Raw genomic sequence first — 24,901 nt, forward strand, 5'->3', positions numbered from 1 at the left:
AATCAAAAATCGTTGTTAGGGTTAGGAGTCAGTAGCCAGTAGTCAGTAGTCAGGAGAATTAAAAATGAGCATTAATCAATTAAATGGTCTATTTACAGATTTTATGCCATTTAATCCTTATTTTTGCCGTTTTTGAACCATGAAAAATTAATTATGCAAGAGGTTTAAAGAACGGAATCCGGTATCGGTCGCAGTTCCTAGAAAAGCTCTGGGGGTAGCTTGAGTATTTATACTTATTGCAAAATAGGTATGCTTTTCCTAACATAAAGTTGATCGGTAATCGTGCCGAACTAACTGCCGAAAATTTGGGTCTAAAGCCCTTGTAATGATGTTTTTACTGTATTCAGGAAGTTGAAAAAATGAAGACCAAATCGATCATAAGCTTACTATCTCTTAGCATTATAGGAATGTCAATCTATGCGGGTCAAGCTAATAGTAGTGATTACCGGGCTTTGACCCCGGAAGAAACATCACGGTTGACTGATGCTTTGCTAAAACAGGGTTGTAGGAATCCTAAAGCGATGAAATTTGATGTTGAGACTAACCAGTTTGAAGCAGAAGATGCTGTGTGTGAGGGAGGAAGAAAGTATGATATTTACCTTGACAAAAACTTTAGGATTGTTTCAATGAAACCAGACTAAAAGAGCAAATCCCTGAGAAGCTTTTACTGGTCGCTGCGAAGATTACCAATGAGGTATAACAAAGCCATTCTGACAGCGACACCACTGGTAACTTGTTGGGAAATTAGACTAAAATCGGGATCGTCCATTAAATCGGAACTAATTTCCACTCCCCGATTCACAGGACCGGGATGAAGTACCTTAACCCCCGGTTGACAGGATTGCAAACGAGGACGAGTAATGCCAAAACTTTGATGATATTCCCGTAAACTGGGCAAAAGATTGGCAGTCATGCGTTCTTTTTGCAGTCGCAGGGTCATCACAAAATCGGCCTTTTCTAAAGCTGGTTCTAAATCCCAGTGGAGAAATAGGCGATCGCACAATTCCCCAAAATATTTCGGCAGTAGGGTGGGGGGTGCGGACAAATGTACTTCCGCCCCAGCCGTGGTTAAACTCCAGATATTGGAACGAGCGACACGAGAATGGAGTATATCCCCAACAATAGCGATTTTTTTACCCTCTAACAGTTCTAAACGGGGATTTTCTTCATCTAACAGACAACAGATCGTAAACAGGTCTAAAAGTCCTTGGGAGGGGTGTTCGTGTTGACCGTCCCCAGCATTAAGAATACTGACCCCCGACTGCAAACGATCCATTTCTGCGGCAATTAAATCGGGAACTCCCGACTGTTGATGTCGGATGACAAAGATATCCGTACCCATGGCCACATAGGTTAAAGCGGTGTCGAGAATCGTTTCCCCCTTAGTCAAACTGGAACTACCCGGGGCAAAATTGAGAACATCGGCCGAGAGACGTTTCGCCGCTAGTTCAAAACTACTACGGGTGCGGGTGGAAGGTTCAAAAAAAAGATTTGTCACCACTTGACCTTGTAGGGCCGGCACTTTCTTGGTACGTCGGGAAAGAACTTCACGAAAACTAGAGGCCGTTTGTAGCAGGGTTTGGTATTCTTCCGGTTGCCAGTCTTGCAATCCCAAAATGTGGTGTCGGAGCCAAGTGAAAGCCATAGGCGTTAAGGAGGCGGTAAAAACGGCAAATTTCGTCTATGCTATTCTAGGATTTCTTTGCATCAGGTTAATAAATAGGGTTTATGAGAATTAATTTTTCCTTCTGTCAGATCACTCTTGCGATCGCTTTATTTCTCAATCCCTTGCCGGCGATCGTTGCCCAGACTGCCACCTCTGGGGAAATGGTATCACCGACCACGGGCATTAATTACACTCGCCTGAAAAATTTCCTCGCTCAACAAAATTGGCGGCAAGCTAACGATGAAACCCGTAATTTAATGCTGAAAGCAACCGGACGGGAATTACAGGGCTGGTTTACCATGGAAGACCTGCAAAAATTGGCCTGTTGGGATCTGCAAAAGATGGATCAACTCTGGAAAGAAGCTTCCGGGGGTCGTTTTAGTTTCAGTACCCAATTTCGCATTTTTATCGAGACGGGTAATCGACCGGGGCGCTTAGTGGCGATCGAAAATTTTCAAACTTTTGGCGATCAAATCGGTTGGCGTAAAGGTGGTGATTGGATTATTTTTAAAGAAAATCTTAACTATACCCTCAATGCTCCCGTCGGTCATCTGCCGGCGCCCCGGGACGAATATCAGATCGCCGGTGGTCGCCTAGAATACACCACCCTCGCCCAAAGATTAGTTACCTGTAATATTGTTAGCTTAGGGCAAAGCAAACAATAGACCTCTTGTAAAAATCAAAAATTGTTGTTAGGGTTAGGAGTCAGTAGTCAGTAGTCAGTAGTCAGGAGAATTAAGAATGAACAATAATCAATTAAATAGTCTATTTACGGATTTTAGGCAATTTAATCCTTATTTTTGCCGTTTTTGAACCCTCAAAAATTAATTATGCCAGAGGTTTAATAATCACGCTGATCAATTCTGTAGAGTAAAATTTAAGGAAAAGCCTCTCTCCTCATCTTCCCTTTTTTTCCGATTTACTAGCACTTTTTCCGCTAAAAACCCGTAAATTTAACAATGATTAAACGATCCGTTAACGTATCGAGAGCGATCGGTTCGTCGATCGCCGTTTCCCTAATTATCACCGGTTGCGCCCCCCAAACCCCCCAAGCCACCGGACCGGCGGCTGTTCCCGTCAAACTGCAAACCCTCGGCACCGACAAATTAGTGCAAAGTAGCGAATTTGTGGGTACTTTGATCGCCCAAGAGCGTGTTAGCGTCTCCCCTCAGATTACTGGTCGGATTCGGACTATTTTCGTTAAATCTGGCGATCAGGTAACTCAGGGACAAAAAATCGCCGAATTGGATCCCGAACAACAACAGCAACAGGTAAACGCCGGCATCGGCCAGGTAAATTCGGCCAAAGCGAACCTCAATGCGTCTGAGGCAGATTTAAGGCAAAGACAAGCGCAAGCGAGGGCAAATAAAGCCCAAATTGCCCAGAATCGGGCAAATGTGGCCAATGCCGAAGCTAATGTTAAAAGTCAGATCGCCACCTTGAGCGCCGCCGAAGCCGATTTACAGAGAGCGAGAGCTAATTTAGATTTAGCGGAAAAAAACCTAAAAAGAGCCGAATTTCTGGTTAAACAAGGCGCACAGCCCCAACAGGACTTAGATGATCGCCGCCGCGACATTCAGGCCGCCAAGGCAGAAGTAGAAGCCCGGTCTCAAAATCGTGATGCGGCCCGTCAACAGGTGACGGCGGCTAGAGCTACCCTACAGGCAAACAAAGAAGCATTAAATATCGCCATTCAAAACGAATTAGCGTCACGGCAACAGGTGGCGGCGGCAGCGGCAACAGTGAACAGTCGTCAAGCGGCGGTAGCCAGCACTGAGGGGCAATTAGGGGCGACGCGTCAGAATTTAGTTTTTAACACCATTACCGCCCCGATTGATGGTTTTGTCGGCGATTTTAATCAAAGAAAAGTCGGCGATATTATCTCCCTGGGTGAAGAATTAACCTCGTTAACTAACAATAAAACTTTGGAACTAAATGTGCAGATTCCCGTGGAATTACAACCGCGTCTGCGCGTCGGGTTGCCCGTGGAAATTATTAATCCCGATGGCAGCCCGGGCGTTCGCGGTCAAGTAACTTTTATTTCCCCCACCGTTTCCCAAGCTACCCAATCGGTTTTAGTGAAATTTGCCTTTACTAATGATGGCAGTCTTCGCAATAACCAATATGTGCGGACGCGGTTAATTTGGGATCAAAAACCGGGGGTATTAATTCCCACCACGGCAGTGACTAGCATCGGGGCGCAAAATTTTGTTTTTGTCGCCGAAAAAGAAAAGGCTAAAGAAGGTCAAGAAAACGCCGAGGAGCGTTTAGTGGTCAGACAAAAACCAATTCAAGTCGGCACAATTCAAGGGCAAGCTTATCAGGTTATTTCTGGAGTAAATGCTGGGGAAAGAATTGCTATTAATAATATTCTTTCTCTCCGAGATGGTACAGCTATAACTGTTAGTCAGCAGTAATTTATATGAGTAACTCGATTACCGTTCGTCCCCTGGCAGCGCAACTAATTACCGCCGAGAGTTTCCGTCCCTACGGTCAATTAATAACCTCTAGTCATGATGGGAAAATGTTTGATGAAAGCGATGCACAACTGCATTTAAAAAACGGTGTGCCACGTTTTTATATTATGCGTTTACAGACTCGCGGACGTAAATTTAAGCGAATTACTCGTCATAGTCAATGTACCCAATGTCTTGGTTCTTTGGGGGGACAAGAGTGGTTTTTAGGAGTGGCCCCCCCTAGTCCTTATCCTCAACCGGATTTAGAAAAATTAAAGGTTTTTCGCATCCCCGGCGACTGTTTTATTAAATTAGAGGTGGGAACTTGGCACGCTGGCCCACTTTTTGATCAACCAGTGATCGATTTTTATAATCTCGAATTGAGCGATACTAATATTGTCGATCATTTTACCTATAATTTTGCCCAAGAGCAGTCAATAGAATTCGAGATTGTTGATTGAAAAAAATAATTTTTTTACTTAACTTTTCGCATTCCTTTAGATAGATAGGCAACGAAAAAAGCTAACACTCCTGTCATTCCTACCTCAAAATAATTGGCCATGAGAATAGCAGTAAAAAAAAGGAGCAAGATAATTAATATAGTCCGCTTTTGTTCAGATAATTTCATCTCTAATTGCCTCTAATTCGGTTTTAATACTTAATGGTTGATAACCCAAAGAAAAAGCAAGAGAACTATCAAGAGAAACATCCTGCGGACGCGGCGCAATCATGGGAACATCGCACTGTAAACAGGGTTTTATTTGTTCTCTGGGAATGTTAAAAACTGCCGCCATTAGTAAACCAAATTGATAACGAGAAACTCTTTCTTTACCCCCCAGATGAATAATCCCTTGCACTTTTTTTAATGCCAAAAGTAAACCATTCACCGCACTATTAACCCCAACAGCAGTACGATATTCATCAGTAAATAGAGATAATTCTTTTCCCTCTTGGAGGGTTTTTAAAAAGGGTTGCAGAAAACTATTAGCGGTGGGAGAAGGGGAACCAAACATCAAAGGCATTCGACAAATAGCCGCCCGAGGATATATTGCTAAAATACCCTTTTCTGCCGCTACTTTTTGCTCACCATAGACACTGACGGGAGAAACGGTATCATTTTCGGAATAGGGGGCATTTTTACCATCAAAAACTAAATCGGTAGAGGTAAAAACTAGCGGTATTTGATATTGACTACATAAACGGGCAATTTCTAGAGAAGCTGTCAGATTAATTGCCTCGGATGCTTGGGGAAATTCTTGACAGAGATTCGGTTTTGATTGGGCAGCCGCATGAATTACCGCGTCGGGTTTAATCTGTTGAAAAAGTTCTCTAACTGCGGCTAAGTCTGTTAAGTTAATTTTAATTAAATTCGGTTCATTACTATTGACATTGTGATTAAAATATGTACCAAAACTTGCCCAAGATGAGCGAGTTTTTTGGTAAATATGCCAACCTAAAAACCCACTAACTCCAGTGATTAACAGCGTTTTCATAGTTTAGAGATTAAATCCTTTTTCGTAGGCTAAAAACTGCACTTGCGGTTCCAAAGGTTCACTAACTAAACCAATTCCTGCAAATCCCCATCGCTGCATCAGTCCCTTTAATTGTGTTCCTGAGAGAGTTTCCACAGAAAAATTATTGGCTAAATCCTGAGCATGGGTATTGATATAACTTAAAGCATCGTAGGATTCTTTAAACAGAAGCAGATAACTGGCCGGAGTTTCGCTTTCACCTTTTCTCAGACGCGCCACTAGATATTGTCCGTCTTGTTTTGACCTGAGTAAATAATGTGTAGTTGCTAACATAGTTTGTTAAGTGGGTGGGTGGAATTAAATATAAGATGAACGTAGGTTGGGTTGAAGCATGAAACCCAACGCCTGCATGGGTTACGCTACCGCTAACCCATCCTACAAATAATTGTGCCTCCCTACTTAAGTAAAAAGTGAAAAGGAAAAAAGGGGTTGGGGGTTAGGGGTTGGGTTTTAGGGTTTTAGGGTTTTGGGGTTTTGGGGTTTTAGTTGAAATTTCCCCCATCTCCCCCCGCAACGCGCACGAAGTGGTCTCCCCCCGCAACGCGCACGCAGTGGTCTCCCCACTGATAACTGATTACTGTTTACTGATAACTGATAAAATTTCCCCATTTCCCCTACTTTAAATCCTCCAATTTAATCCTAGGATCTACAGCTTTGAGAAGTAAATCAGCCAGGAGATTACCGATAATCAACATAGTAGCACCCATCATTAAACTGCCCATAACTAAATATAAATCTTTAGCCGTCACAGCTTGCAGAATTAAACGACCTAATCCGGGCCAGTTAAAGAAAAATTCGGCGATAAATGCCCCACTTAACAAACTGGAAAATTCAAAGCCCAAAAGAGTTATCAGGGGATTAATAGCATTGCGTAAAGCGTGGACATAGATAACTTTATTTTCTGGTAAACCTTTCGCCCTTGCGGTTTGAATATAATCCTGTCGCAGAACATCTAACAATTGTCCCCGCATCAATCTTTGTAATCCGGCAAAACTGGTAACTGTCAGGGCAATAGTTGGTAAAATCATGTGCCAAGCGATATCTAAAACTTTACCGATAGGGGAATATTCCGAATAGTTAATACTGGTCATATCACCCACTGGTAAAAGCGGCGAGACATTTTGGGCGAGAATTAGCAGTAAAAGGGCAGTGATAAAACTGGGGAAACCTTGACCAAGATAACTGATAACTCGGAAAAATTTATCGATAAATTGGTTTTGTTTGACGGCGCTGAGAATGCCCAAGGGAATCGCAATCGCCCAGGTTAAAATGATGGAAGTCAAAGACATTAATAACGTCGCTGGAATTCTCTCTAATAATAGGGAGGACACGGGACGAAAATAGGTAAAACTCAGACCAAAATTAAACTGAGTTACCACTTGCCACAACCATTTAAAATACTGGACAATCGGCGGGTCTTTTAAACCAAAAAGGGCAATATATTGTTCTTTAGTTTCCTGACTAATCTTGGGATTAAGGTCAAGCAAAGCCAGAAAACCGCCGGGGGTTAATTGGATAATAGCGAAACTCAAAGCCGAGGCCAACAACAGAGTTAATAAACCCTGGAGAACACGCTTGACAATATATAAAAAAGTTTCGCTAGTTAGGAGAGATTGTAACCCATTAGCACTCGATCGAGCGGTTTTAGCCTTATAATTATCATCGGTCGCCGTCATAAGTAATCATGCCAAGTTAATTTCCTAGTGGGGACTCCAATTCAGGAGTCAGGAGACAAATAGTCGCGCAGAATTAATTGCCATTTTTGAGATAGGCACTCTTGCCAGAGTGTTAGCGAAATGTGTAATTAATTCTGCTTAGGTACTTAAAAAAAACCTAATAATCGATGAGGGTAATAATCGGTAAATCGGGTAATTTTTCCCGACCACCAAGGTCGATTAACTCGATGATAAAGGCAAATCCTAACACCTCGCAACCAATTTTTTCTAATAAACCGGCCGTCGCTTTCGCCGTCCCTCCCGTCGCGATTAAATCATCGACAATTAGGACTTTATGATGGGATGCCACCGCGTCCTGATGAATTTCCAGGCTATCGCTTCCGTATTCCAAATCATACTCGATACTATGAACGGCGGCGGGTAATTTGCCCGGTTTCCGGACGGGAATAAATCCCGCTTCTAATTGGTATGCTAAAGGAACACCAAAGAGAAAACCCCTGGATTCCATACCGACAATGTAATCGGGGGATAAACCGTAATCGCGACACTTTGCCGTTAGGGTATCGATCGTGTAACGTAATCCTTGGGGATGATTGAGTAGGGTAGTAATATCGCGGAAGACAATACCCGGTTTGGGAAAGTCGGGAATATCGCGAATAAGTGATTTCAGATCCATTCGGTTTCCGTGTCTCGTAAAATGGGGGACAGCTATCTATACAATACAATTTACAATACCCTGACTCGATCGCCCTTGTGTTTTAGTTCTCCTATATCATGACCTCTACTAGCCTAACGCCCGAATCTACAACATCAGCCCCAGAAAAACCGGTTATTTTAAGCGTTTTACCCGATTTTCCGATTGCCAGTCAGCAATGCGCCCTACATCTCCAACAGCATATCGATTTAATGCTATTAGCGTTGGAATCCTTAGAAGTCGGTGCCGGGGAGGCCCTGTTAGCCCTCTCTAAAGAACTAGGACTCGATAAAATTGTCAAAAACCGGATTATTTTCTGGCGCTTACGCTGTACCAATCCCTGGCGAATTTCCTACACCCTCGACCGTCTCACCCTTGACCAAGCAAAAGCTTTAGTTATCATTGCCAGTTATCGGGCCAAACCCCTAGCTATATCCATCCGACAATTACTGTTAGCGCGGCAACAGATGGAATCAAAGGGTTTACCCGTGGATAATAATTTTCTTTTATCAGAATACCTAGAAAGATTTCGCTCCAATTTTCGCAGTCGCATGAACCCCCGCCGGGCCAAAGTATCGGTTTATCTAGCCGATGAAAATGCTTTAAATGAACTGGCTTTATCCCTCCTCGATCAGTTATTATTTTGTACTGGTACGACGGGAATGCAGCGGTTTTGGATTAGTTTATTTGATGGGGAGATAGTGTAAAAATGAGAAGACAGTATAGCCTGCCCAATTGTACCCTGATTCTCGATGGTTTCGGCGATGATTTCGCCCCAGCTAACCCCGGTGATAACCGACCTTTACTCTCAATTTTGACTAACGTAGAATGTCGGTTAATCGGGGCCAATAAAGTCCTGCAAGGTGGTCGGGTTTTCTTGGAAAATTTGGTACAAGCGGTCAGTCAGTATGCCCAAGAATTTTTGAGTGGTGTTCGTCATCCCCAAGACCCCGTCCATGAACCAGATCATGTGTACCTAGAAAAGATTGACCAGAATCTCCATCGTCTGGTTTGGTATCCATCAACGGACTTGAATATCCCGGAAAGTCCAGTCAAGATAGAAATCAGTACCGTGCAGTTATTCGATTTAATAGAAGCGATTGACCAATTTTTTGCCGATACTCGCACTTTACCTGACCTAACCCTAAAATTACAGCCAGTTTCCCGTCGCTACCATAAGGTGAATGAATCGGCGGCCGGTCGAACAGTACCTTTTTTGGCAGGATTAGGCAGTCTTGTCGCTTGCGCCCTACTTTTCTATCTGTTACCCGTTCCCCAAGTCCGTAAACCCGAAAATCCCCCCATTCCTGCCGCTTCTCCCAGTCCCACCGTCCCCACTAATCCCGTCCCCCCTCCTAGATAAAATTAGTCCCTTGCGCTTTTCCCAACACCCCACACCCCACACCCCACACCCTTCTCCCCCACCCTGTCTCAGTTTTTTAGAAAAAGTAACCGAGAAAAACCAGATATTTTTTGCACAAGTTAGAAAAATTGTGTTATGCTGGTAAATCTGTGAAGGTTTTTCGATAGGGAGTATTGAAAAAAAAATGACCAAACTGGGAACCCATTTGATTGTCGATGCTTGGCAAGTACCTGCTGACCTCCTCAACGATCCCGAGCGCATTCGTCGCGCTATCCTCGATGGAATTACGGCAGGAGAAGCAACGCTGATCGATTTGTGTGTCCACCAGTTCAGTCCCCACGGAGTTACCGCGACGGCGACTTTAGCTGAATCTCATATCGCGATCCACACCTGGCCTGAACACGGCTATTTCGCCGCCGATTTATTCTTCTGTGGTGCCGGTAAACCCGTGGTTGCCATGGAAATTTTGACCAAATCCCTGCAAGCAGGTGAGATTAAAGTGCGGGAACTAACCAGAGGATTCCCCGGTCCTGCGGCAGTTTATGAAAGCAAAAAGGAAGAACCCCTTAAGTCTTCCCTGGTTATGGCCTAATTTCTAGCGCCGGCCTCAATAATAAGTTAGCATCACTGGTGATCGCCTAAACTAAAATCGTGATCAGGATAACCTTTGTTTTTATCCTTGCCCTCTTTCCCTCTCTGGTTAGTCTCTGGTTAATTAACCGATCCCAACAGAGATTAAGCAACCGTTTGAGAGGGATTCGCTATCGTCACGAATACAGCACGGTGATGGCCAGTGATTTTTTGTCAATCCCTCTAGAGACAGAAAATAAACCGGCCTTGATCGGTGATCTTAGTTGTCGTTTTAATGCCTATTCCCCCCATTTGCGTTGTGCGGTTAATCCCACAGGTCCCTGTGAAGGTTGTCGGCAGTACGAAGCTAAAACTGGCACAGTATAAGCGGCTTGAGCTTCCAAAAAGTTCCCTATTTGCTATCCTTAAAAATGATCGCTATCGCAATTGAGGAGTGTGGGAACAATGGCGTTCAAACGAAATTTGACCCTCTTAATCATCGGATTAGGATTAACTTGTTTACCCCTATATCCGGCCCAAGCTAACCAAATCAGCACCGTCACCCCGAATACCGCAGCCAATCAAACTCTCGCTACCCATCTGGTCCTAAAACTGAAAGAGAGAAAAGTTTACGTTTATCAAGATAAGCAAGTTTTAGCACAATTTACCGTCGCCGTCGGCAAAAAAGGCTGGGAAACCCCCACAGGTAAATTTGAAGTGCGGGAATTAGTTCGCAATCCCGTCTGGAAAAGTCCCTGGACAGGAAAAGTCAGCACCCCCGGTCCCAATAGTCCCCTAGGGGAAAGATGGATCGGTTTTTGGAGTGACGGCAAAAATTCCATCGGTTTTCATGGCACCCCCGCAGAAAATTCCCTCGGTAGCGCCGCTTCCCATGGTTGTGTGCGGATGCGGAATCGGGATGTGAAAGTGTTGTTTGATTTAGTCCGCATGGGAACCCCCGTCATCGTTCAACCTTAATTCCGGCAGATAATTTTTTAAGATGGGCAGGTCTTCCGGGCGATCAATATCGGCTAATTTAGGCAGATAAGCGGTCTTTAAAGCCAGTTTAGCGGCGATTGTCTGAGTTTTTGCCAAGACTTCCCCCGTTCCCCAGGGAATACCGTCAAAAAGCTCTGGAAAGACCTGTTTTAAAGCAATTAGGTAGTATCCTCCATCTAACGCCGCCCCTAAAACCATATCGTGGGTTTTTAGGGCTTCAAAGGCTGCTAAAATCTCTTTTTCCCCGATTTCTGGGCAATCTGTGCCAATAATAGCGATCGCTGTCATCCCTTGAGCAAAACCATCGGCAAAAGCATTTTGCATCTTTTCTCCTAAGTCTTTTCCCCGTTGAGAATGATAAGAATAATGCTCACCTAACCAAGTACGCATTTTTTCCTCGCTGCCGCCATGGTAGTAAATGATCAGGGAGAGAAAACTCCTCAAACCCGCTAATTTACTGAGGGTATATTCGGCCAGTTTTCGGTGTAATTCTTCGGCTCCCTTGGCTGCCAAGGCCGGAATCATACGGGTTTTTACTTTCCCCGATTCCGGATAACGGGTAAAAATAATCAGTTGTTGTCTCCAGTCCACGAGTGATTGCGACGATGATATTAATTAAGTAGGGAGGCAAAATTATTTGTAGGATGGGTTAGCGGTAGCGTAACCCATGCAGGCGTTGGGTTTCATGCTTCAACCCAACCTACGTTCATCTTATATTTAATTCCACCCACCCACTTATTAGTTTTAGCCTACTGTCGATAGGAGGCAGGAAAGCTAATAAAACAGGCTTTATTGGCTTAGTATAGATTATTTTAGTTGGTTATCTAATTCTGTGTTGGGTTTCGTTCCTCAACCCAACCTACAAGAGGGGCGATCGCTTGATTGAGTCGAAACCTTTTTCCTAGCGGCATTTCAGACTTTTTCAGCCAACCCTGATTAGCTAGGGACTAGGCTTTTTAGGTGAGTTTAAACAGGATAAACCGGCATCTTTAGCAGTAGGATATTTGATTGGGACAAAAGCAAAATCTGAACTTAGTGTCCGACACTCCACAATGTGAACAAATTCTACGGAGGGATTTTGGGGTTCACCATTTTCATCAAATTTTTTGCGATCGCCATTTTCATCGAATTTAATTGTCCCAGTTGCACCTTTAGTGACAAGAAAATCAGGAGACTTTAATTGTTCACGGATATTAATTCGTGTGGGAGTATTTTCCTTTTCTAGAGCTTTTGTTAGAGCAAGCGTTGCATCATAGGATAGGGCTGTTATTGCATTAACAGAAGTTGTAGTCCATAAAATTTTGGCATCCTTAAGAAAATTTTTGTTAGGACTGGTTAAAGAATCCCAAGGAACCGCAATAACAAACTTTTGAAAAGGTTGTAGGTTGTCAATTTGTTCTAAGGTACGAGAACTACGAAGCCCCCATGATCCGATAACCCAATTTTGACTATTATTAAGTTTTATAAGTCTAATTGCATCGCCTTGAGCATCGCCAATTGCTTTTGGGAATAGTACAAGCCCTATTGTTTCTGTTATTTTTTCTTCTTTCTGTCGTCGTAACTCTTGGATGGCTTCTTTTTCATTAAAATTATTTCCCAGATCAAATTCATCTAATTTTACTACAGTTCCAGAGAATGGAGGGCGTGTAAAAATAGTTTTAAAACTATTAAAAAAAGATTCACTAAATGGACTTCCTTCACTATAAAAGCCTACCACTTTTTTAATAGACTTTTCTTGCAAAAATTTTGCAATGGCAGGAGATTGTTGATCGCTGGAAAAAACAGTTCGCAGGAAATTTTTTCTGGGGTATTTAGTAAGCTCGCTAGTCGTTGATCCGGGAGAAATCAAAACTAAATCATTTTCCTTATAAATATCCACCGTTGCCACAGTCATTTCACTGGGATAGTGACCAACAACCACTAAAATTTCAGGACGCTGGGAAAGAGATTTTGCTGTCTTTTGGGCTAGTAATTCGTCATTTTCATCATTAGTAATGACAACTTTTAATCCCTTACCATTAATCGCTTTTTTGTTGATAAAATTTTGATCTGGAAAATACTTGAGGAATGGATCATTGTCATTTAAAAGTCCCAGATTAATTTTTGTTTGTAATTGCGCTACTCCTCGTAACATTTCATTTGCTCGACTATCACCATCATCATCATTAAAGTCATTTTGATTTTTGGGAATACTAACAGCAACAGCAATCGTGTAATATGGCATTTTATTGGCTTCTAGTAAAGCATTATTTAAGTAAATTAACGTTTCTGGATCTAGCCTATCCTGTTGCCATGCGTCCTTAAATCTTAACAGGGCTTTTTGATAATCACACTGTGCAAAATATTCTGTACCTTTCTTCTTGTTAAACGATTGAGAGTAATTAAGAACTTCTTCTCCTTCACTAATAAAGTCTCCCGTTTGTTTTGGACAATTATCAGGGCGATAAATGGCAAATAAACTTACAACTGCTATTGATGCTATTCCTATGCTAACTGGCAGATTTAATTTGAAATTTTGGGGCTTTAAAGTTTTTATAGAATGCAAAATTTTTTCCATTAAAGAAGCTTTCACTTTTTTCTCAATGAACTGAATATCCTCATCCCTGAGTCCATAGATAATTTGCAGTTTCTTTAAACTCTCTCTATCTCTGCTGCTCAATGGAGTATGATTAGCAGCAGCTATTATTTTCCGAAACGCATTCCTATATTTCTTAATATTGTCTCTTCGCCGTAGCAGTGGGTTAAGAACTTCTGTTTCAATCGTTCTGGCTTCATCTGGTGAGAGATTTAATTGATCTATTGTTGCATCCAAAACTGCCCTATCTGCAGCAGAAAAGTCTTCCTCCTTAAAACAATAATCTTTAATATCCTCATCATTCCACTTTTTAATAATATCCTCAACTATTTTACGATAAATAAATTTAGGATCATTAGCAGCAAGAGGAGATCTGGCCAAATAAATAGTATCCTCTCCTTCAAGAGAAAGATAAAATTTGGGAGTCATTGCCGGGGCAGCTTCCTTTACTCGTTCGCTGGCATACTCATGCAATTCATTAACAGAAATTAATTGATCACCATCCTTATCTGCTGCACCAGTTTCAATTCCTTCAACTAGATATTTTGTATAGATGGACAAATCTTTATCTTCCGACTCAAAAGAATATTCAATTGGACTAGAAGAGGTTAAAATCGCCCTTCCTTTACCTCCTAATTCCTCTTGAATGTTAAATTCCCCTTTGATTGGCATTCCCAGAACTAATGCTCCGCTAAAACAGCAGTCGAGAATAATTATCTGCCTTTGGGAACGACTATCTGTGATGTACTCTTGAAGTTTAGTTGCCGCTAAAGCTGTTGCACGACGAAAATCTCCATTCTGATCACGCCCAGTGTCTCTTGTACTCAGAAAAAATCTAGCATTTTGGGCTTTAAGTCCATGCCCAGAAAAATATAAAAGCACCAAATCATCTCGCTGTCGATTAGCAAATAAATCCTCAACTGCTTTTTCCATGCTCCCTTTGTCTGGGTTAGGCAAAACTGTAACCTGATCAAAGGCTCCCATGTCTGGATGCTCTAATACTCGGCGCATTGCTTCAACGTCTAGAATGGCACTAGAAATTGGGCGCAATCCTTCGGAATACTCGCTCACACCAATTAACAAAGCAAATTTTGCCATAATACCTTCTTTAACCTGAGATAAAGTCTTGAGCCGCTTTAATAGCCATTTCCAATTCTTCTCGACTGTGAGCTTTAACCGTCAACTTGCGACCATTGGCCTCTACCGACAATTCTATCGGTTTACCTCCCAGGCGATCGCCCAGAAACCCTAACAACTTTTTCCCATTAGCGGGGTTAACTTCGGCCAGTAACATTCCTCCCAAAAAACCGCCCAACGACTTATTACCTTCAGGGGGATTGGGATCAAGAATGCGTTTAACCGATTCAACTTCATCTGCCTGTTCTAGTTCTGTCAGTAATACTTGGGCCTGTTCGTCGCGTTCTTCAGGCTCCAGGTTAGGATCGTTAAAAGCGATCAGCAATTTAATCGTAGATTTGTTACTCATAGGAAGTTGAGTTGAAATAATATAGGATAATACTAATCTTACTGAATTATGCAAATTTTACCATATAGCATCTGAAATCTAAATAAGTGATCCCATTTTCATACTGCCCCTTGCCGAGTGCAGATTTCTTCACTGATGTTGTGCTGTTGCTGAACATAGAAGATCGATTTTTCAAGCTGCTCCAAGAAATCATAACAATTGCCGAGAAGGATTAACGAGTTACGATAACAAACTTGTTCTCGTTGACTCCCTGCAATCACCTGTTCATACAAATCTGTTAAGTCTTTTCCCCGTTGAGAATGATAGCAATAATGCTCACCTAACCAAGTACGCATTTTTTCCTCGCTGCCGCCATGGTAGTAAATGATCAGAGAGAGAAAATTACTCAAACCCGCTAATTTACTGAGAGTATATTCGGCCAGTTTGCGGTGTAATTCTTCGGCTCCCTTGGCTGCCAAAGCTGGAATCATACGGGTTTTTACTTTCCCCAATTCCGGGTAACGGGTAAAAATAATCAGTTGTTGTCTCCAGTCCACGAGTGATTGCGACGATGATATTAATTATTAGTTTTAGCCTACTGTCAATAGGAGGCAGGAAAGCCAATAAAACAGGCTTTATTGGCTTAGTATAGATTATTTTAGTTGGTTATTTAATTGTGTGTTGGGTTTCCTTGCGTCAACCCAACCGACGGTAATTCTATTCCTGTTAATAAAGGAGCAGAAGTCAAAATTATTGGTTATGTGGCTTAAAGATTAGCAGCCTATTTAAAAACCTTAACGGAGGAAAATTAATGATTAACTTAGAACAAATTCAACAAGATATTAAGGAATTACCTGAAGAAGCACAAAACTTACTGATTGATTTTATTGAGTTATTAAAAAAACGCTATTCTTTGGCAAAAAATCCAGAGATTGCAGCAAAAATAAACCCTGAAGCTCAAAGTACCCTAGACATTTTAAAAGAATCTGGATTAATCGGTTGTATTAGTGCAGAATCAAACCTTTCTACTAATTATAAATCTGTTCTCAAAGAAGGATTAAAAGCTAAATATGATCATCGTTGATACTGGGTTCTGGGTGGCTTTATTTAACAATAAAGATCAATATCATCTAATAGCACAGCAAACCTTAGCACAGTATTCTTCTCAAACCCTCATTACAACTTGGTGTGTTTTAACAGAAAGTTGTCATCTTCTTTTACAACGTTCTCCAAATCTCTATACAGGAGTTGAAAAACAAATAAAATTAATGAACGTATTTGAGAGACATCCCCAAAAATTTCTATTATTTCACCTTGAAAATACTCATCTAGAAAGAATTCAAGACCTTATGAAACAATATCAAAGTCTGCCAATGTACTTAGCCGATGCCTCCCTAGTTATCTTAGCATAAGAGTTAGGAAATGGACGTATCTTATCAATTGATAATCGAGATTTTAATACCTATCGCTGGAAAAATAAAAAACCCTTTATTAATCTTTTCCCAAATTTCTAGTTAATTAGTAGTCCGTAGCGAATAAATATGTTAAAGAAAACCTCTCAATTCCCAGGGAAAGCGAAACCCAACACCCAACACCTAAATCCGTCTGAATCGGCACTCGCTATTCCCCTCATCTCATTGCTTTTTGTTGGGTTTCTTATATCATTTTTCTTTATTCCTGGCAGGTATCCTAATCCCCTCTCCCAGAAGGGGAGAAGGGTTGGGGGTGAGGAAAATTAACCATCTCTGCCATTACTTTTGAAAAATGATATTAAAAAATTTTTTTCCCAGTCCTTAACAACTTATGTTAAGTTGATAGTGGCAGTTGCAAGAAATTAACCCCCAGTTCTCACCTAGTAATTGTTAAGATGAGGAATTTTTTCTCGTCGGTTTCTGGTGCGAAGAATGGAGTTGAAGACGATTACCTGTCCAACTCAATCCTAGTCCCTTGGCAGAGTGACTGACGGATAAGCTCGATCTGTTTGCAGATTTGGCCTGTTTTCTTGTCGCTAGTCATTCAATGATCAAAGGGGAAAGATCGAGCCTACCTAATTTTAACTATCTTCTCTCCTCCCTAATCAAACAATGCCTACCATGACCTTAGTGTTACCAATGGTGTATCTACTGGTGATCTATCTCTTACTAGCGATCGCAAAAAAAGCTAAAATCAACTCCTAATCAGTGATCAGTTATCAGTGATCAGTTATCAGTGGGGAGATAGGAGTCGGTCGTCAGGAGATGGGGGCAAGGCTCTGGTTTCCTTTTGCCTTTTGCCTTTTGCCTTCTGCCTTTTCTAACTGATTACTGCTCACTGAAAAAGGCTAACGGTTATAAAACAGGCACGGGTAAATAAACCTTTTCTACCCTGGGAGAAAAACCTAGCCATTGACGAGATAAACGAGCAAAAGTGTCAGGATCACCGCTAACTGCGAAGTTAGTAGGTAGGGGTGTTTCGGGATTTTTTAGACCTAATAATTCTAGCTCTTTTTCCGCCGCTCGCACAACGGAAGCGGCGGGATCTACCAAGCGCACGGAACTAGGTAAAAGACGACGTAAAACCGGGGAAAGATGGCGATAATGGGTACAACCATAGACCAGAGTATCAATATTTTCTGCGAGTAAAGGCTGAAGATATTCCCTGGCCACTTGCGTGGTGTAGGGGTCAAAAATGCGGTTAGCCTCGATCAAAGGGACAAATTCAGGACAGGGAATTTGCCAAACTTGGGCAGTAGGATCGATTTCTTGAATCGCCTGTTTATAGGCATTACTTTTAGCTGTAGCCGGGGTAGAAATAACACCAATGCGCTTTCCTTGTTTAACGGCAGTTTTTGCCCCGGGTAAAATTACCCCCAAAATCGGTAAATCTTTAAATTCGGCCCGTACTTCTTCTAAAGCCAAGGCGGAACTGGTATTACAGGCCATAATCACCATTTTCACCCGGCGCTCGCCCATCCAAGTGAGAATTTCCCGGACAAATTCGATAATTTCCCCTTTAGAACGGGTTCCGTAGGGAAGTCTAGCGGTATCAGCGAAATAGAGAATCGATTCTTGGGGCAGTTGTCGATACAACTCCCTTAAAACGGTCAGTCCACCCACACCACTATCAAACACACCAATCGGACTAAGTTGTGATTCTCTCATAGATATCGAGGAAAACGCTGATCTAAAATAGCTTTATTTGATGATATTAAAACACGGATTTTTTGATTGGTAAACTAATGCTCCAATCATTTAATCATTAACGGAGATTTCGTTGAATATATTCGATAATCCCCCTGGCGATCGCAGCCGCCATTTGTCGTTGAAAGTTGACATTGGCTAATTTAGCAGCATCCTCAGCGCCAGTAACGAAACCCACTTCCACGAGGGTAGAGGGCATTTTCGAGGTTCTCAGCACATAGAAACGGGCCCGACGCACCCCCCGATCGCGCATATCGACACTGCGGACAATATTGCGATGGATGGTGTCCGATAAACGGCGATCACCGAAGTAATACACCTCCAATCCGTTGACATCCGGTCGTGCTTTCCCCATAGAGTTAGCGTGGATACTGACAAATAGATCGGCATCGATCCGGTTAGCCAGATCCGTGCGCCCTTGCAGGGTGACAAAAAAATCGCTATCTCTAGTTAGACGCACATCGATGCCCTGTTGTTGCAGGATGCGGGTAACTTCTAGGGAAATGGGCAGAATTACGTTTTTTTCCTGAAGGCCACCAATTCCGATCGCCCCCGGATCCTTACCACCGTGGCCCGGATCGATCACCACCAGAAAGCGGCTATTGCGTTGTTGGGGGGGATTAGGAGTGGGGTTAGAGGGGCGCGGAGGTGGGTTAAATTGCCCCGTATCTGGGGGTAAAGGGACAGGTATAGTGGTGGAGTCAGGAACCTGAGAAACGGGGCTAGAATTGGGGGAGGAAAGCAATTCTAGGGCTAGGGTTTGATTGCCCGTTTGAGTTAATTGTCCCAGTTGAAAACCCGCAGCCGTCTGTACCAAAATCAGCACCTTATTGACACTTTCCTGACGTACCCGCAATTGATAGATGGGACTATGGCGACCGAAGCGCGGACCGCGAAAAGAGTCGGCTAACTTAGCATTTTCGATGCGTAGTTCATAGACACCATCCCGGTTAACAATGCCGTTAGCTTTTAGGGGTAAATCCGCGCGAATTAAGAGGCGATCGTTATTACCTGCCAGATCGATCGAGGAGATCGTGGCCAAACGACTGCTAGAAGGGGGATTATTGGCAGTTTTCGCGGGGGGATTATTGGGACGGGGAGTGGGATTAGTGGCGTTAGTGGGGGGAGGTGAGGAGATATTATCCACGGAACCCAGACCACCCCTGGGCAGTAAAACCAAGCCACCAAAACGACTATAGAGAGCTTGCCAATCGGGGCTATCTTTATTAACGCTTAGGGAAATCTTGGCCCGTTGATTGGCAGTCTGACTGAATTGAATATCGCCGACCCCATAGCGATTGACAGGGATAGTTTGACCGGTGAGACTACCGGGTAAAGTGGCCCCGGGTAATTCAAATTCGATTTTTTTGCCGTCGCGGCTGCGTTGACTGCGGATCGATCGCTCATCACCATTTTGCTCTAAACGGACAAAAAGACCATTGCGAGTGACCTGAAAATCATCGTTGTTCTCCGTCTGGCTAACTGGAGGTGGGGGAGTGGGACGGGTGGAACCGCGATCGGGGGGAGGTGTGGGGTCAGGGGTGACGGGTGGTTGCGTTTCCTCCCTAATCGGTTGGGGTTCTGGCAATTCCACTGTCCATTGGGTGGGCGAAATTCCGCGAATTTTTACCTGTTGAGGATCAAAGGTGTAGCCGGGGGCCAATTCAATCACTAAACGGGTAGTTTCCGCATCAAATTGACCAATACGGACACTTCTGACGATATTGCCAATGGGCCGGTTAATATTGGGTTGCCCTAACTTGATCCCGGGCAGATCGATCACGATCCTGGTGGGGTTAGTGATCATTTGCGCTCGCGGTTGCACTCGATTGTCGGTGGTGAAGACGAGACGATTCTCATTGGTGTCGAATCGCCAAAAGACGAGCTTGCCTGCCCAAGCAGGGGCCGCCACCAGCAACCAAGTTAATGCGCTTAGGAATAACCAATGAAATCTCACGATCGATGCTCCCGTTGCTCAGTTATCAATTACCTTTTGTCGGTAAAAATGGACGATTTTGTCGATTTTTAGCCATCCATAGCTCCTTTAATGCTCTGAGAATAACTATCAATAAAAACAAGCTTATGGGACGTTGAGATGGTCTGCTATGTTTCTGATCGGTTATCAGTAATCAGTAATCAGTAATCAGTGAAAAGACGGCACTGTTAGTGCCACTTAAATACTGGTAACTTATACACTTCCACTGGTAACTGCTCACTGCTCACTGCTCACTGATTGAGGGCTGGCGATGGGTTCTTTAAATACTAACCTTAATAGGGGCGGAGCGATAAAGGTAGTCAAGATCACCATCATAATAATCGCCGCATCGGCAGCGGGGGATAAAGCGCCACTAGCAGCCCCGACTCCGGCAAAGACTAAACCCACTTCACCCCGGGGAATCATGCCAACTCCGATCGCCAAGCGATTGAGTTTTTCCTTACTGAAAACGGCTAACCCCGTCAACACTTTACCAAAAATAGCGACGACAATTAGGAAAGCGGCCAAGACTAATCCTTCTCGATTGCTGGGAATAGCGGGATTAAGGACAATTAAATCGGTTTTTGCCCCCACACAGACGAAAAATATCGGTACAAATAAATCGGCGATCGGGAACACTTGTTCTGCCAATTCCGATCGCTTTTCCGTTTCCCCTAGGACTAGGCCCGCGGCAAAGGAACCGAGAATCGCTTCTAATTGGATAACTTGGGCAATATAGGCAAGAATAAAAGCGAAAATTAGGGAAACTAAGAGCAATTGTCCCCTAGTTTTCATGCTATTAACTAATTGAACGTAAAAGGGGCTTAAAAAACGACCGATCAGGATCGCCCCCACCACAAAAGTGCTGGAACTAATAACTAGATAAATTACTTTGCTAATTTGCACTTCTCCGGTCTTCACCAAAGAAGCAACGACAGCGAGGATGATAATACCGAGAATATCATCGAGAACCGCTGCCCCGATAATAATTTGACCTTCTTTCGCCGATAACTGCCCTATTTCTGCTAAAACCTTGGCGGTAATGCCGATACTGGTAGCTGTTAAAGCTGCCCCGGCAAAAATAGCGGGAATGGTGGCCAGATGGAAAATATAGATTAAACCCAAAGTACCCACCAAAAAAGGAACCGCAACCCCCACCACTGCGACGACGGCTGCCTGCGGACCGACGCGAATTAATTCCTGCAAGTCTGACTCTAAACCGATCTCGAACAGCAGGATAATTACCCCCAATTCCGAGAGGACGGAAATCACCTCACTGGCAGCACTAAAAACGGCGGGAGATTGCTCCAGGGTGAGGGGGGAAGTGGATTGTAGGAAATGAATGAGGAGAGAATCCTCGAATCCCGCGCCTCCTTCCGGAAAAACCAGTAATTTTAGGGCAGAAACCCCGATGATCACGCCACCGACTAATTCTCCTAACACGGGAGGCAAGTTGAATCGCACGCATATTTCCCCCCCCAGTTTACAGGCGAAATAAATAACGGTCAAACTCAGCAGCACGCAGGCTAAAACTAAGGCACTATCGGCAGTTTCGGCCGTAGCTGCCGAGGCTAACAGGGGAAGATTAGGACTCCAAGCGGAAGAAAGGAAAGGCTGTAGTATCATCGCTTGCTCAAAATTACTCCCAATACTCTAACAAGCTTGCGGCCTATTCAGTTATTCCCTATCAAAGTTTGCCCCTTGTCCAACTTCTACGAGGGTTCTGCCGTGGCCAGGTGAGGCTGAGATAAATTGTCAGACTTGCTATTATCGGTGAATAGGGGGCAAAATAGCTAATATTTGACTTCATATCCCGATTTTTCAGGACTACCGCCGCAATCATCGCTGTAGCACCGCCCGGCCCTTCTTCCGCCGATTGGTAAATAATTTTTACATACCCCTTGACAAGATGCTTATCTTGTGTTGTATAGATGCCGTACCAAGAGTGATCGCTGTGTCACCATTATCACCGCAAGCGTGCATTGGACGGGGATGTTGAGAACGATAGGGAACCTGATTTTCCTTATCTAGGGTTTGCTGAATAAATCTAAAAACCTTGTTGTATAAGACTTTTAGACTTTTTTCCCCTCAAAAAGTGCCAGCCCTTGCAGTGGTCGGGGGGAAAATTCAGGGACTTTTTCCCTGAAAATTAGGTAATTGACCCCCTCAAAATCGGTAAAACCCTACACCCCACACCCTACCCCCAGGAAAAACTTTTTCAGCAAACCCTATCTATGGGGAGAGCATTCATTCATATCGGTGCGAATGGCTAACACTGGACCGGGTTGCTCACCAGCGATAGTAGCGATAATTCCCTTGCTGGCAATACTGGTTTGATTTGGGGAGAAGGGAGCGCCGGAGTTGGGAGAATAAATAAAATGTCCACTGGCTCCTGACCCCCGACTCCTGACGACTGGCTCCTGACCCCACCAACAAACTTTTTCAGCAGACCCTACTTAGTATTTACTCAATAAGCTGTTCGTAATTTAAATTGCTTGTTGAGACGAGGCAAAAGGCAACGGTAAAGGGATTGGGGGAGATTCGGCTAATCTAAGAATAAGCGGTTTAAATACATCTTAGCTTATTTACTCAATACCTAGTTTTTGCAATGTTAGTAAACGTCCTTGACTAAACTCCTCGTACACTGTTTTCAGATGAGCAATATTTTCCTCCTCTGTTTCCAACGTTTTCCCATCTTTAACCACTTTTTTGCCTTGACTTGCCAAATTTTTCCAAACAAATTGTACTGCATCTTGGTTATAGGATTTAGCCAAGAGGAATAATTGTTCTAAACGATTGACCGCTACTCCAGTCCCAATCAAAGGAGAAGCTAAAAAGCTCAATTCCTCACTGTGAATAGCCTTGGTTTTCACTGCATTATTAAAAGCATTAGTAGATGGTTTCCGTTCTTGGCAAGTTTGCTCATCCACAGCAGGATGAATATAGCCAATGCCGGTTAAAATCATGAGAGCTTGGTAAAGACTATTCAGGCTATTGTTTGAGGTTTTGGGGTGATTTTGCAGTTGCAGTAAAGTTTGGGGAGATTCCGCCAAAACCTGACAAATTGGCTGATAAACTGCCTCCTGTAACTTAACTTCTCCCACGGGGAACTGCTGCTCGAACTTGATATTTGCGGGATTAACAATCATGGCAAATCGGGTTTCTTGTAGTTGTTTAACCTGTTCTTGGGGGGTTAAACCTAAGGAGCCTCGACTAAAAATATCACGGCGGAATTGGGTATTAACAAAGAAATCTCGCACCACTTCCCGATAGATTGGGTCGCTGATTTTTGCTAATTTTTCTTGGGCTGCCCGGGAGAGATTGACCGTATCAATATGGTCATTAATATGAGCAGAACCCACATATTTAAGTTTCGCATCCTCTAATTCTTTGGCGACTTCATCGAAGTAAAAAGAATTCCATTCCTGATTAAAATACTCGTGAGCTAAATAATAACGATTTTGTTCCTTCAGGCGCTCGTAACGACTTTTTAAAATTGGATTTTGGGCAAAATAACTAGCATTAGCTTCTAATAATTCTCCTGTAAAATTAAGTGCCTGTTCAATGCGGGTTAAAATTGACTCGGAACTGTGTTGACCATGGCGCAACATTAAAGCTTGCATCGGCATTGCCGCCGACCAACCCGGAAGAGCATTATAGGAGATATAAACTAATCCCCCCACCTTGAGATTGCGGCGAATAAAATTAACTATTGCTTGGCGATTTCTGGCACTAATCCAGCTATAAATTCCGTGCAGACTGATGAAATCAAATTGAGGTAAATCTCGCTCTAAAAATTCCTCAAAACTATCATCAAAGAAAAGAATATTCTTCATTCCCGCCTTGGTGGCTAAATCTCTGGCCGTGGCGATATGACTGGGATTGAAATCATTGGCATAAAATTGGGCGTGGGGATAGGTAGCGGCTAGAATATTCGTGGTAAAACCCTGACCACAGGCCAATTCACAATAGGTAAATTCTTGGCTAGAATCGGGGGGTTGAATGGATTTAATCAGAGTAGCTAAACCTAATTTTAGGGGACTTAACTCGCCGTAAAAACCGCTAGTGTAGTTAACTTCCGATACATATCCTTCTGTCCAATTCATAGATTTTCCTCAAATATAATGGCAAGTCATAAAATTAAGACTTGATTATACAGGAAAAGAGCCATGTCCCCTAGATTTTTGTGGGTGACAGCAAGGGGAAAAAATTATACAATGCCTATTAATACTAGAGTATTAACCGTTTAGCCAAGCAATTGGGCAACTGCCAATAAACCCTAGAAGCGAGATTTCTCGTGAAAACTGACAGTCTCTTTTACCAAATCTTCCTGCGCTTTCCCGACAGTTTCTTTGACCTAATCGGACAACCGCAGCCTGGAGCAGCAAACTATCAATTTACCTCCCAAGAGGTGAAACAACTCTCTTTCCGTCTCGATGGCTTATTTATGCCACTCAGAGAAGATATTCAGCAACCCCTCTACCTAGTGGAAGTGCAGTTCCAAGCGGACGACACCCTCTACTATCGACTTTTTGCGGAATTGTTCCTGTTTCTAAAACAATATCGACCACCTCACCCCTGGCAAATTGTCGTCATTTATCCCCATCGTCGGGTGGAACGGGAACAATCGCTACATTTTGGCGAAATCCTCAATTTATCAAGCGTTAGACGCATTTATCTCGATGAATTGCCCTACGGAGACAATCCCTCCTTAGGAATCGGTGTGATTAAATTAGTAGTAGAGTCGGAAA

Annotated in this window: 24 protein-coding genes and 2 pseudogenes; 12 read left to right on the top strand and 14 right to left on the bottom strand. The window is 43.2% G+C overall.

What is annotated here, in order from left to right; genetic code table 11:
- The first annotated feature begins 359 nt into the window (after positions 1-359).
- Positions 360-641, top strand: a complete 282-nt coding sequence (locus IM456_RS09755) for a hypothetical protein (RefSeq protein WP_149986500.1) — start codon at positions 360-362, stop codon at positions 639-641.
- A 23-nt stretch (positions 642-664) separates the two neighbouring features.
- Here the strand turns inward: IM456_RS09755 and IM456_RS09760 are convergent, their stop codons facing one another.
- On the bottom strand, positions 665-1,645 hold the full coding sequence (locus IM456_RS09760; RefSeq protein ID WP_149986502.1) for an aspartate carbamoyltransferase catalytic subunit: 981 nt from the start codon (positions 1,643-1,645) through the stop codon (positions 665-667).
- Positions 1,646-1,728: 83 nt separating this feature from the next.
- On the opposite strand from IM456_RS09760, the gene IM456_RS09765 reads away from it, so the two are divergent.
- The 3 genes from IM456_RS09765 to IM456_RS09775 all read left to right on the top strand — a co-directional run bounded on the left by IM456_RS09765 (position 1,729) and on the right by IM456_RS09775 (position 4,583).
- On the top strand, positions 1,729-2,331 hold the full coding sequence (locus tag IM456_RS09765; RefSeq protein ID WP_149986504.1) for a GUN4 domain-containing protein: 603 nt from the start codon (positions 1,729-1,731) through the stop codon (positions 2,329-2,331).
- 294 nt (positions 2,332-2,625) lie between these two features.
- Positions 2,626-4,083 (top strand): efflux RND transporter periplasmic adaptor subunit, encoded by a 1,458-nt coding sequence (locus IM456_RS09770; protein ID WP_287692260.1) that lies wholly within the window; start codon positions 2,626-2,628, stop codon positions 4,081-4,083.
- A gap of 5 nt (positions 4,084-4,088) precedes the next feature.
- Positions 4,089-4,583, top strand: coding sequence for an ureidoglycolate lyase (locus tag IM456_RS09775; RefSeq protein ID WP_149986508.1), 495 nt, complete (start codon positions 4,089-4,091; stop codon positions 4,581-4,583).
- Between the two features lie 14 nt (positions 4,584-4,597).
- On the opposite strand, the gene IM456_RS09780 is transcribed toward IM456_RS09775, so the two are convergent.
- The 5 genes from IM456_RS09780 to IM456_RS09800 all read right to left on the bottom strand — a co-directional run bounded on the left by IM456_RS09780 (position 4,598) and on the right by IM456_RS09800 (position 8,006).
- Entirely contained in the window at positions 4,598-4,750 is a 153-nt protein-coding gene (locus tag IM456_RS09780) for a hypothetical protein (protein WP_172970502.1), read from the bottom strand.
- Complete coding sequence (locus IM456_RS09785) at positions 4,737-5,615, bottom strand: SDR family oxidoreductase (protein WP_149986510.1); 879 nt, start codon at positions 5,613-5,615, stop codon at positions 4,737-4,739. The genes IM456_RS09780 and IM456_RS09785 overlap by 14 nt, the downstream gene beginning before the upstream one ends.
- Positions 5,616-5,618: 3 nt before the next feature.
- Positions 5,619-5,927 carry a hypothetical protein gene (locus IM456_RS09790; protein WP_002737657.1) on the bottom strand — a complete coding sequence of 103 codons (309 nt, stop codon included), beginning with the start codon at positions 5,925-5,927 and terminating at the stop codon, positions 5,619-5,621.
- A 341-nt stretch (positions 5,928-6,268) separates the two neighbouring features.
- Positions 6,269-7,330, bottom strand: coding sequence for an ABC transporter permease (locus IM456_RS09795; protein WP_002736873.1), 1,062 nt, complete (start codon positions 7,328-7,330; stop codon positions 6,269-6,271).
- A 157-nt stretch (positions 7,331-7,487) separates the two neighbouring features.
- The gene (locus IM456_RS09800; RefSeq protein WP_012266767.1) at positions 7,488-8,006 is read right to left on the bottom strand and encodes an adenine phosphoribosyltransferase; all 519 of its coding nucleotides are present in this window, start codon (positions 8,004-8,006) and stop codon (positions 7,488-7,490) included.
- A 98-nt stretch (positions 8,007-8,104) separates the two neighbouring features.
- Between IM456_RS09800 and IM456_RS09805 the strand changes: the two genes are divergently transcribed.
- The 5 genes from IM456_RS09805 to IM456_RS09825 all read left to right on the top strand — a co-directional run bounded on the left by IM456_RS09805 (position 8,105) and on the right by IM456_RS09825 (position 10,935).
- Positions 8,105-8,731 carry a DUF3038 domain-containing protein gene (locus IM456_RS09805; protein ID WP_149986512.1) on the top strand — a complete coding sequence of 209 codons (627 nt, stop codon included), beginning with the start codon at positions 8,105-8,107 and terminating at the stop codon, positions 8,729-8,731.
- 2 nt (positions 8,732-8,733) lie between these two features.
- Complete coding sequence (locus IM456_RS09810) at positions 8,734-9,387, top strand: DUF4335 domain-containing protein (RefSeq protein WP_287692265.1); 654 nt, start codon at positions 8,734-8,736, stop codon at positions 9,385-9,387.
- A 184-nt stretch (positions 9,388-9,571) separates the two neighbouring features.
- Positions 9,572-9,979, top strand: a complete 408-nt coding sequence (speD, locus tag IM456_RS09815; protein WP_002781248.1) for an adenosylmethionine decarboxylase — start codon at positions 9,572-9,574, stop codon at positions 9,977-9,979.
- Between the two features lie 59 nt (positions 9,980-10,038).
- Complete coding sequence (locus IM456_RS09820) at positions 10,039-10,344, top strand: DUF6464 family protein (protein WP_149986516.1); 306 nt, start codon at positions 10,039-10,041, stop codon at positions 10,342-10,344.
- A gap of 78 nt (positions 10,345-10,422) precedes the next feature.
- On the top strand, positions 10,423-10,935 hold the full coding sequence (locus IM456_RS09825; protein ID WP_125730612.1) for a L,D-transpeptidase: 513 nt from the start codon (positions 10,423-10,425) through the stop codon (positions 10,933-10,935).
- Here the strand turns inward: IM456_RS09825 and IM456_RS09830 are convergent.
- The 4 genes and pseudogenes from IM456_RS09830 to IM456_RS09845 form a co-directional block, all read right to left on the bottom strand.
- Positions 10,897-11,547, bottom strand: a complete 651-nt coding sequence (locus tag IM456_RS09830; RefSeq protein ID WP_287692267.1) for a TIGR04282 family arsenosugar biosynthesis glycosyltransferase — start codon at positions 11,545-11,547, stop codon at positions 10,897-10,899. The two genes, IM456_RS09825 and IM456_RS09830, sit on opposite strands and share 39 nt — an antisense overlap.
- Positions 11,548-11,896: 349 nt before the next feature.
- Positions 11,897-14,629, bottom strand: coding sequence for a caspase, EACC1-associated type (locus tag IM456_RS09835; protein WP_287692269.1), 2,733 nt, complete (start codon positions 14,627-14,629; stop codon positions 11,897-11,899).
- A 10-nt stretch (positions 14,630-14,639) separates the two neighbouring features.
- Positions 14,640-15,017 (bottom strand): hypothetical protein, encoded by a 378-nt coding sequence (locus tag IM456_RS09840; RefSeq protein ID WP_287692271.1) that lies wholly within the window; start codon positions 15,015-15,017, stop codon positions 14,640-14,642.
- A 251-nt stretch (positions 15,018-15,268) separates the two neighbouring features.
- A pseudogene (locus IM456_RS09845) lies at positions 15,269-15,553 on the bottom strand (glycosyltransferase family protein); the annotation flags it as partial.
- A gap of 254 nt (positions 15,554-15,807) precedes the next feature.
- On the opposite strand from IM456_RS09845, the gene IM456_RS09850 reads away from it, so the two are divergent.
- Positions 15,808-16,080, top strand: coding sequence for a DUF2281 domain-containing protein (locus tag IM456_RS09850; protein WP_149986524.1), 273 nt, complete (start codon positions 15,808-15,810; stop codon positions 16,078-16,080).
- A pseudogene (locus IM456_RS09855) lies at positions 16,067-16,510 on the top strand (type II toxin-antitoxin system VapC family toxin). The gene IM456_RS09850 and the pseudogene IM456_RS09855 overlap by 14 nt, the downstream one beginning before the upstream one ends.
- 813 nt (positions 16,511-17,323) lie before the next feature.
- Here IM456_RS09855 and murI read toward each other — a convergent pair.
- The 4 genes from murI to IM456_RS09875 form a co-directional block, all read right to left on the bottom strand.
- Positions 17,324-18,136 (bottom strand): glutamate racemase, encoded by an 813-nt coding sequence (gene murI / locus IM456_RS09860; protein WP_149986528.1) that lies wholly within the window; start codon positions 18,134-18,136, stop codon positions 17,324-17,326.
- Positions 18,137-18,233: 97 nt separating this feature from the next.
- On the bottom strand, positions 18,234-20,132 hold the full coding sequence (locus tag IM456_RS09865; protein ID WP_149986530.1) for an N-acetylmuramoyl-L-alanine amidase: 1,899 nt from the start codon (positions 20,130-20,132) through the stop codon (positions 18,234-18,236).
- Positions 20,133-20,387: 255 nt separating this feature from the next.
- Entirely contained in the window at positions 20,388-21,776 is a 1,389-nt protein-coding gene (locus IM456_RS09870; RefSeq protein WP_287692274.1) for a cation:proton antiporter, read from the bottom strand.
- Between the two features lie 959 nt (positions 21,777-22,735).
- Entirely contained in the window at positions 22,736-24,256 is a 1,521-nt protein-coding gene (locus IM456_RS09875) for a methyltransferase regulatory domain-containing protein (protein WP_287692276.1), read from the bottom strand.
- A 191-nt stretch (positions 24,257-24,447) separates the two neighbouring features.
- On the opposite strand from IM456_RS09875, the gene IM456_RS09880 reads away from it, so the two are divergent.
- On the top strand, positions 24,448-24,901 hold a 454-nt coding region (locus tag IM456_RS09880; protein WP_287692278.1), incomplete at its 3' end, for a DUF2887 domain-containing protein.

It is taken from the genome of Microcystis sp. M079S1 (assembly GCF_020246425.1).
Lineage (GTDB): Bacteria > Cyanobacteriota > Cyanobacteriia > Cyanobacteriales > Microcystaceae > Microcystis > Microcystis aeruginosa.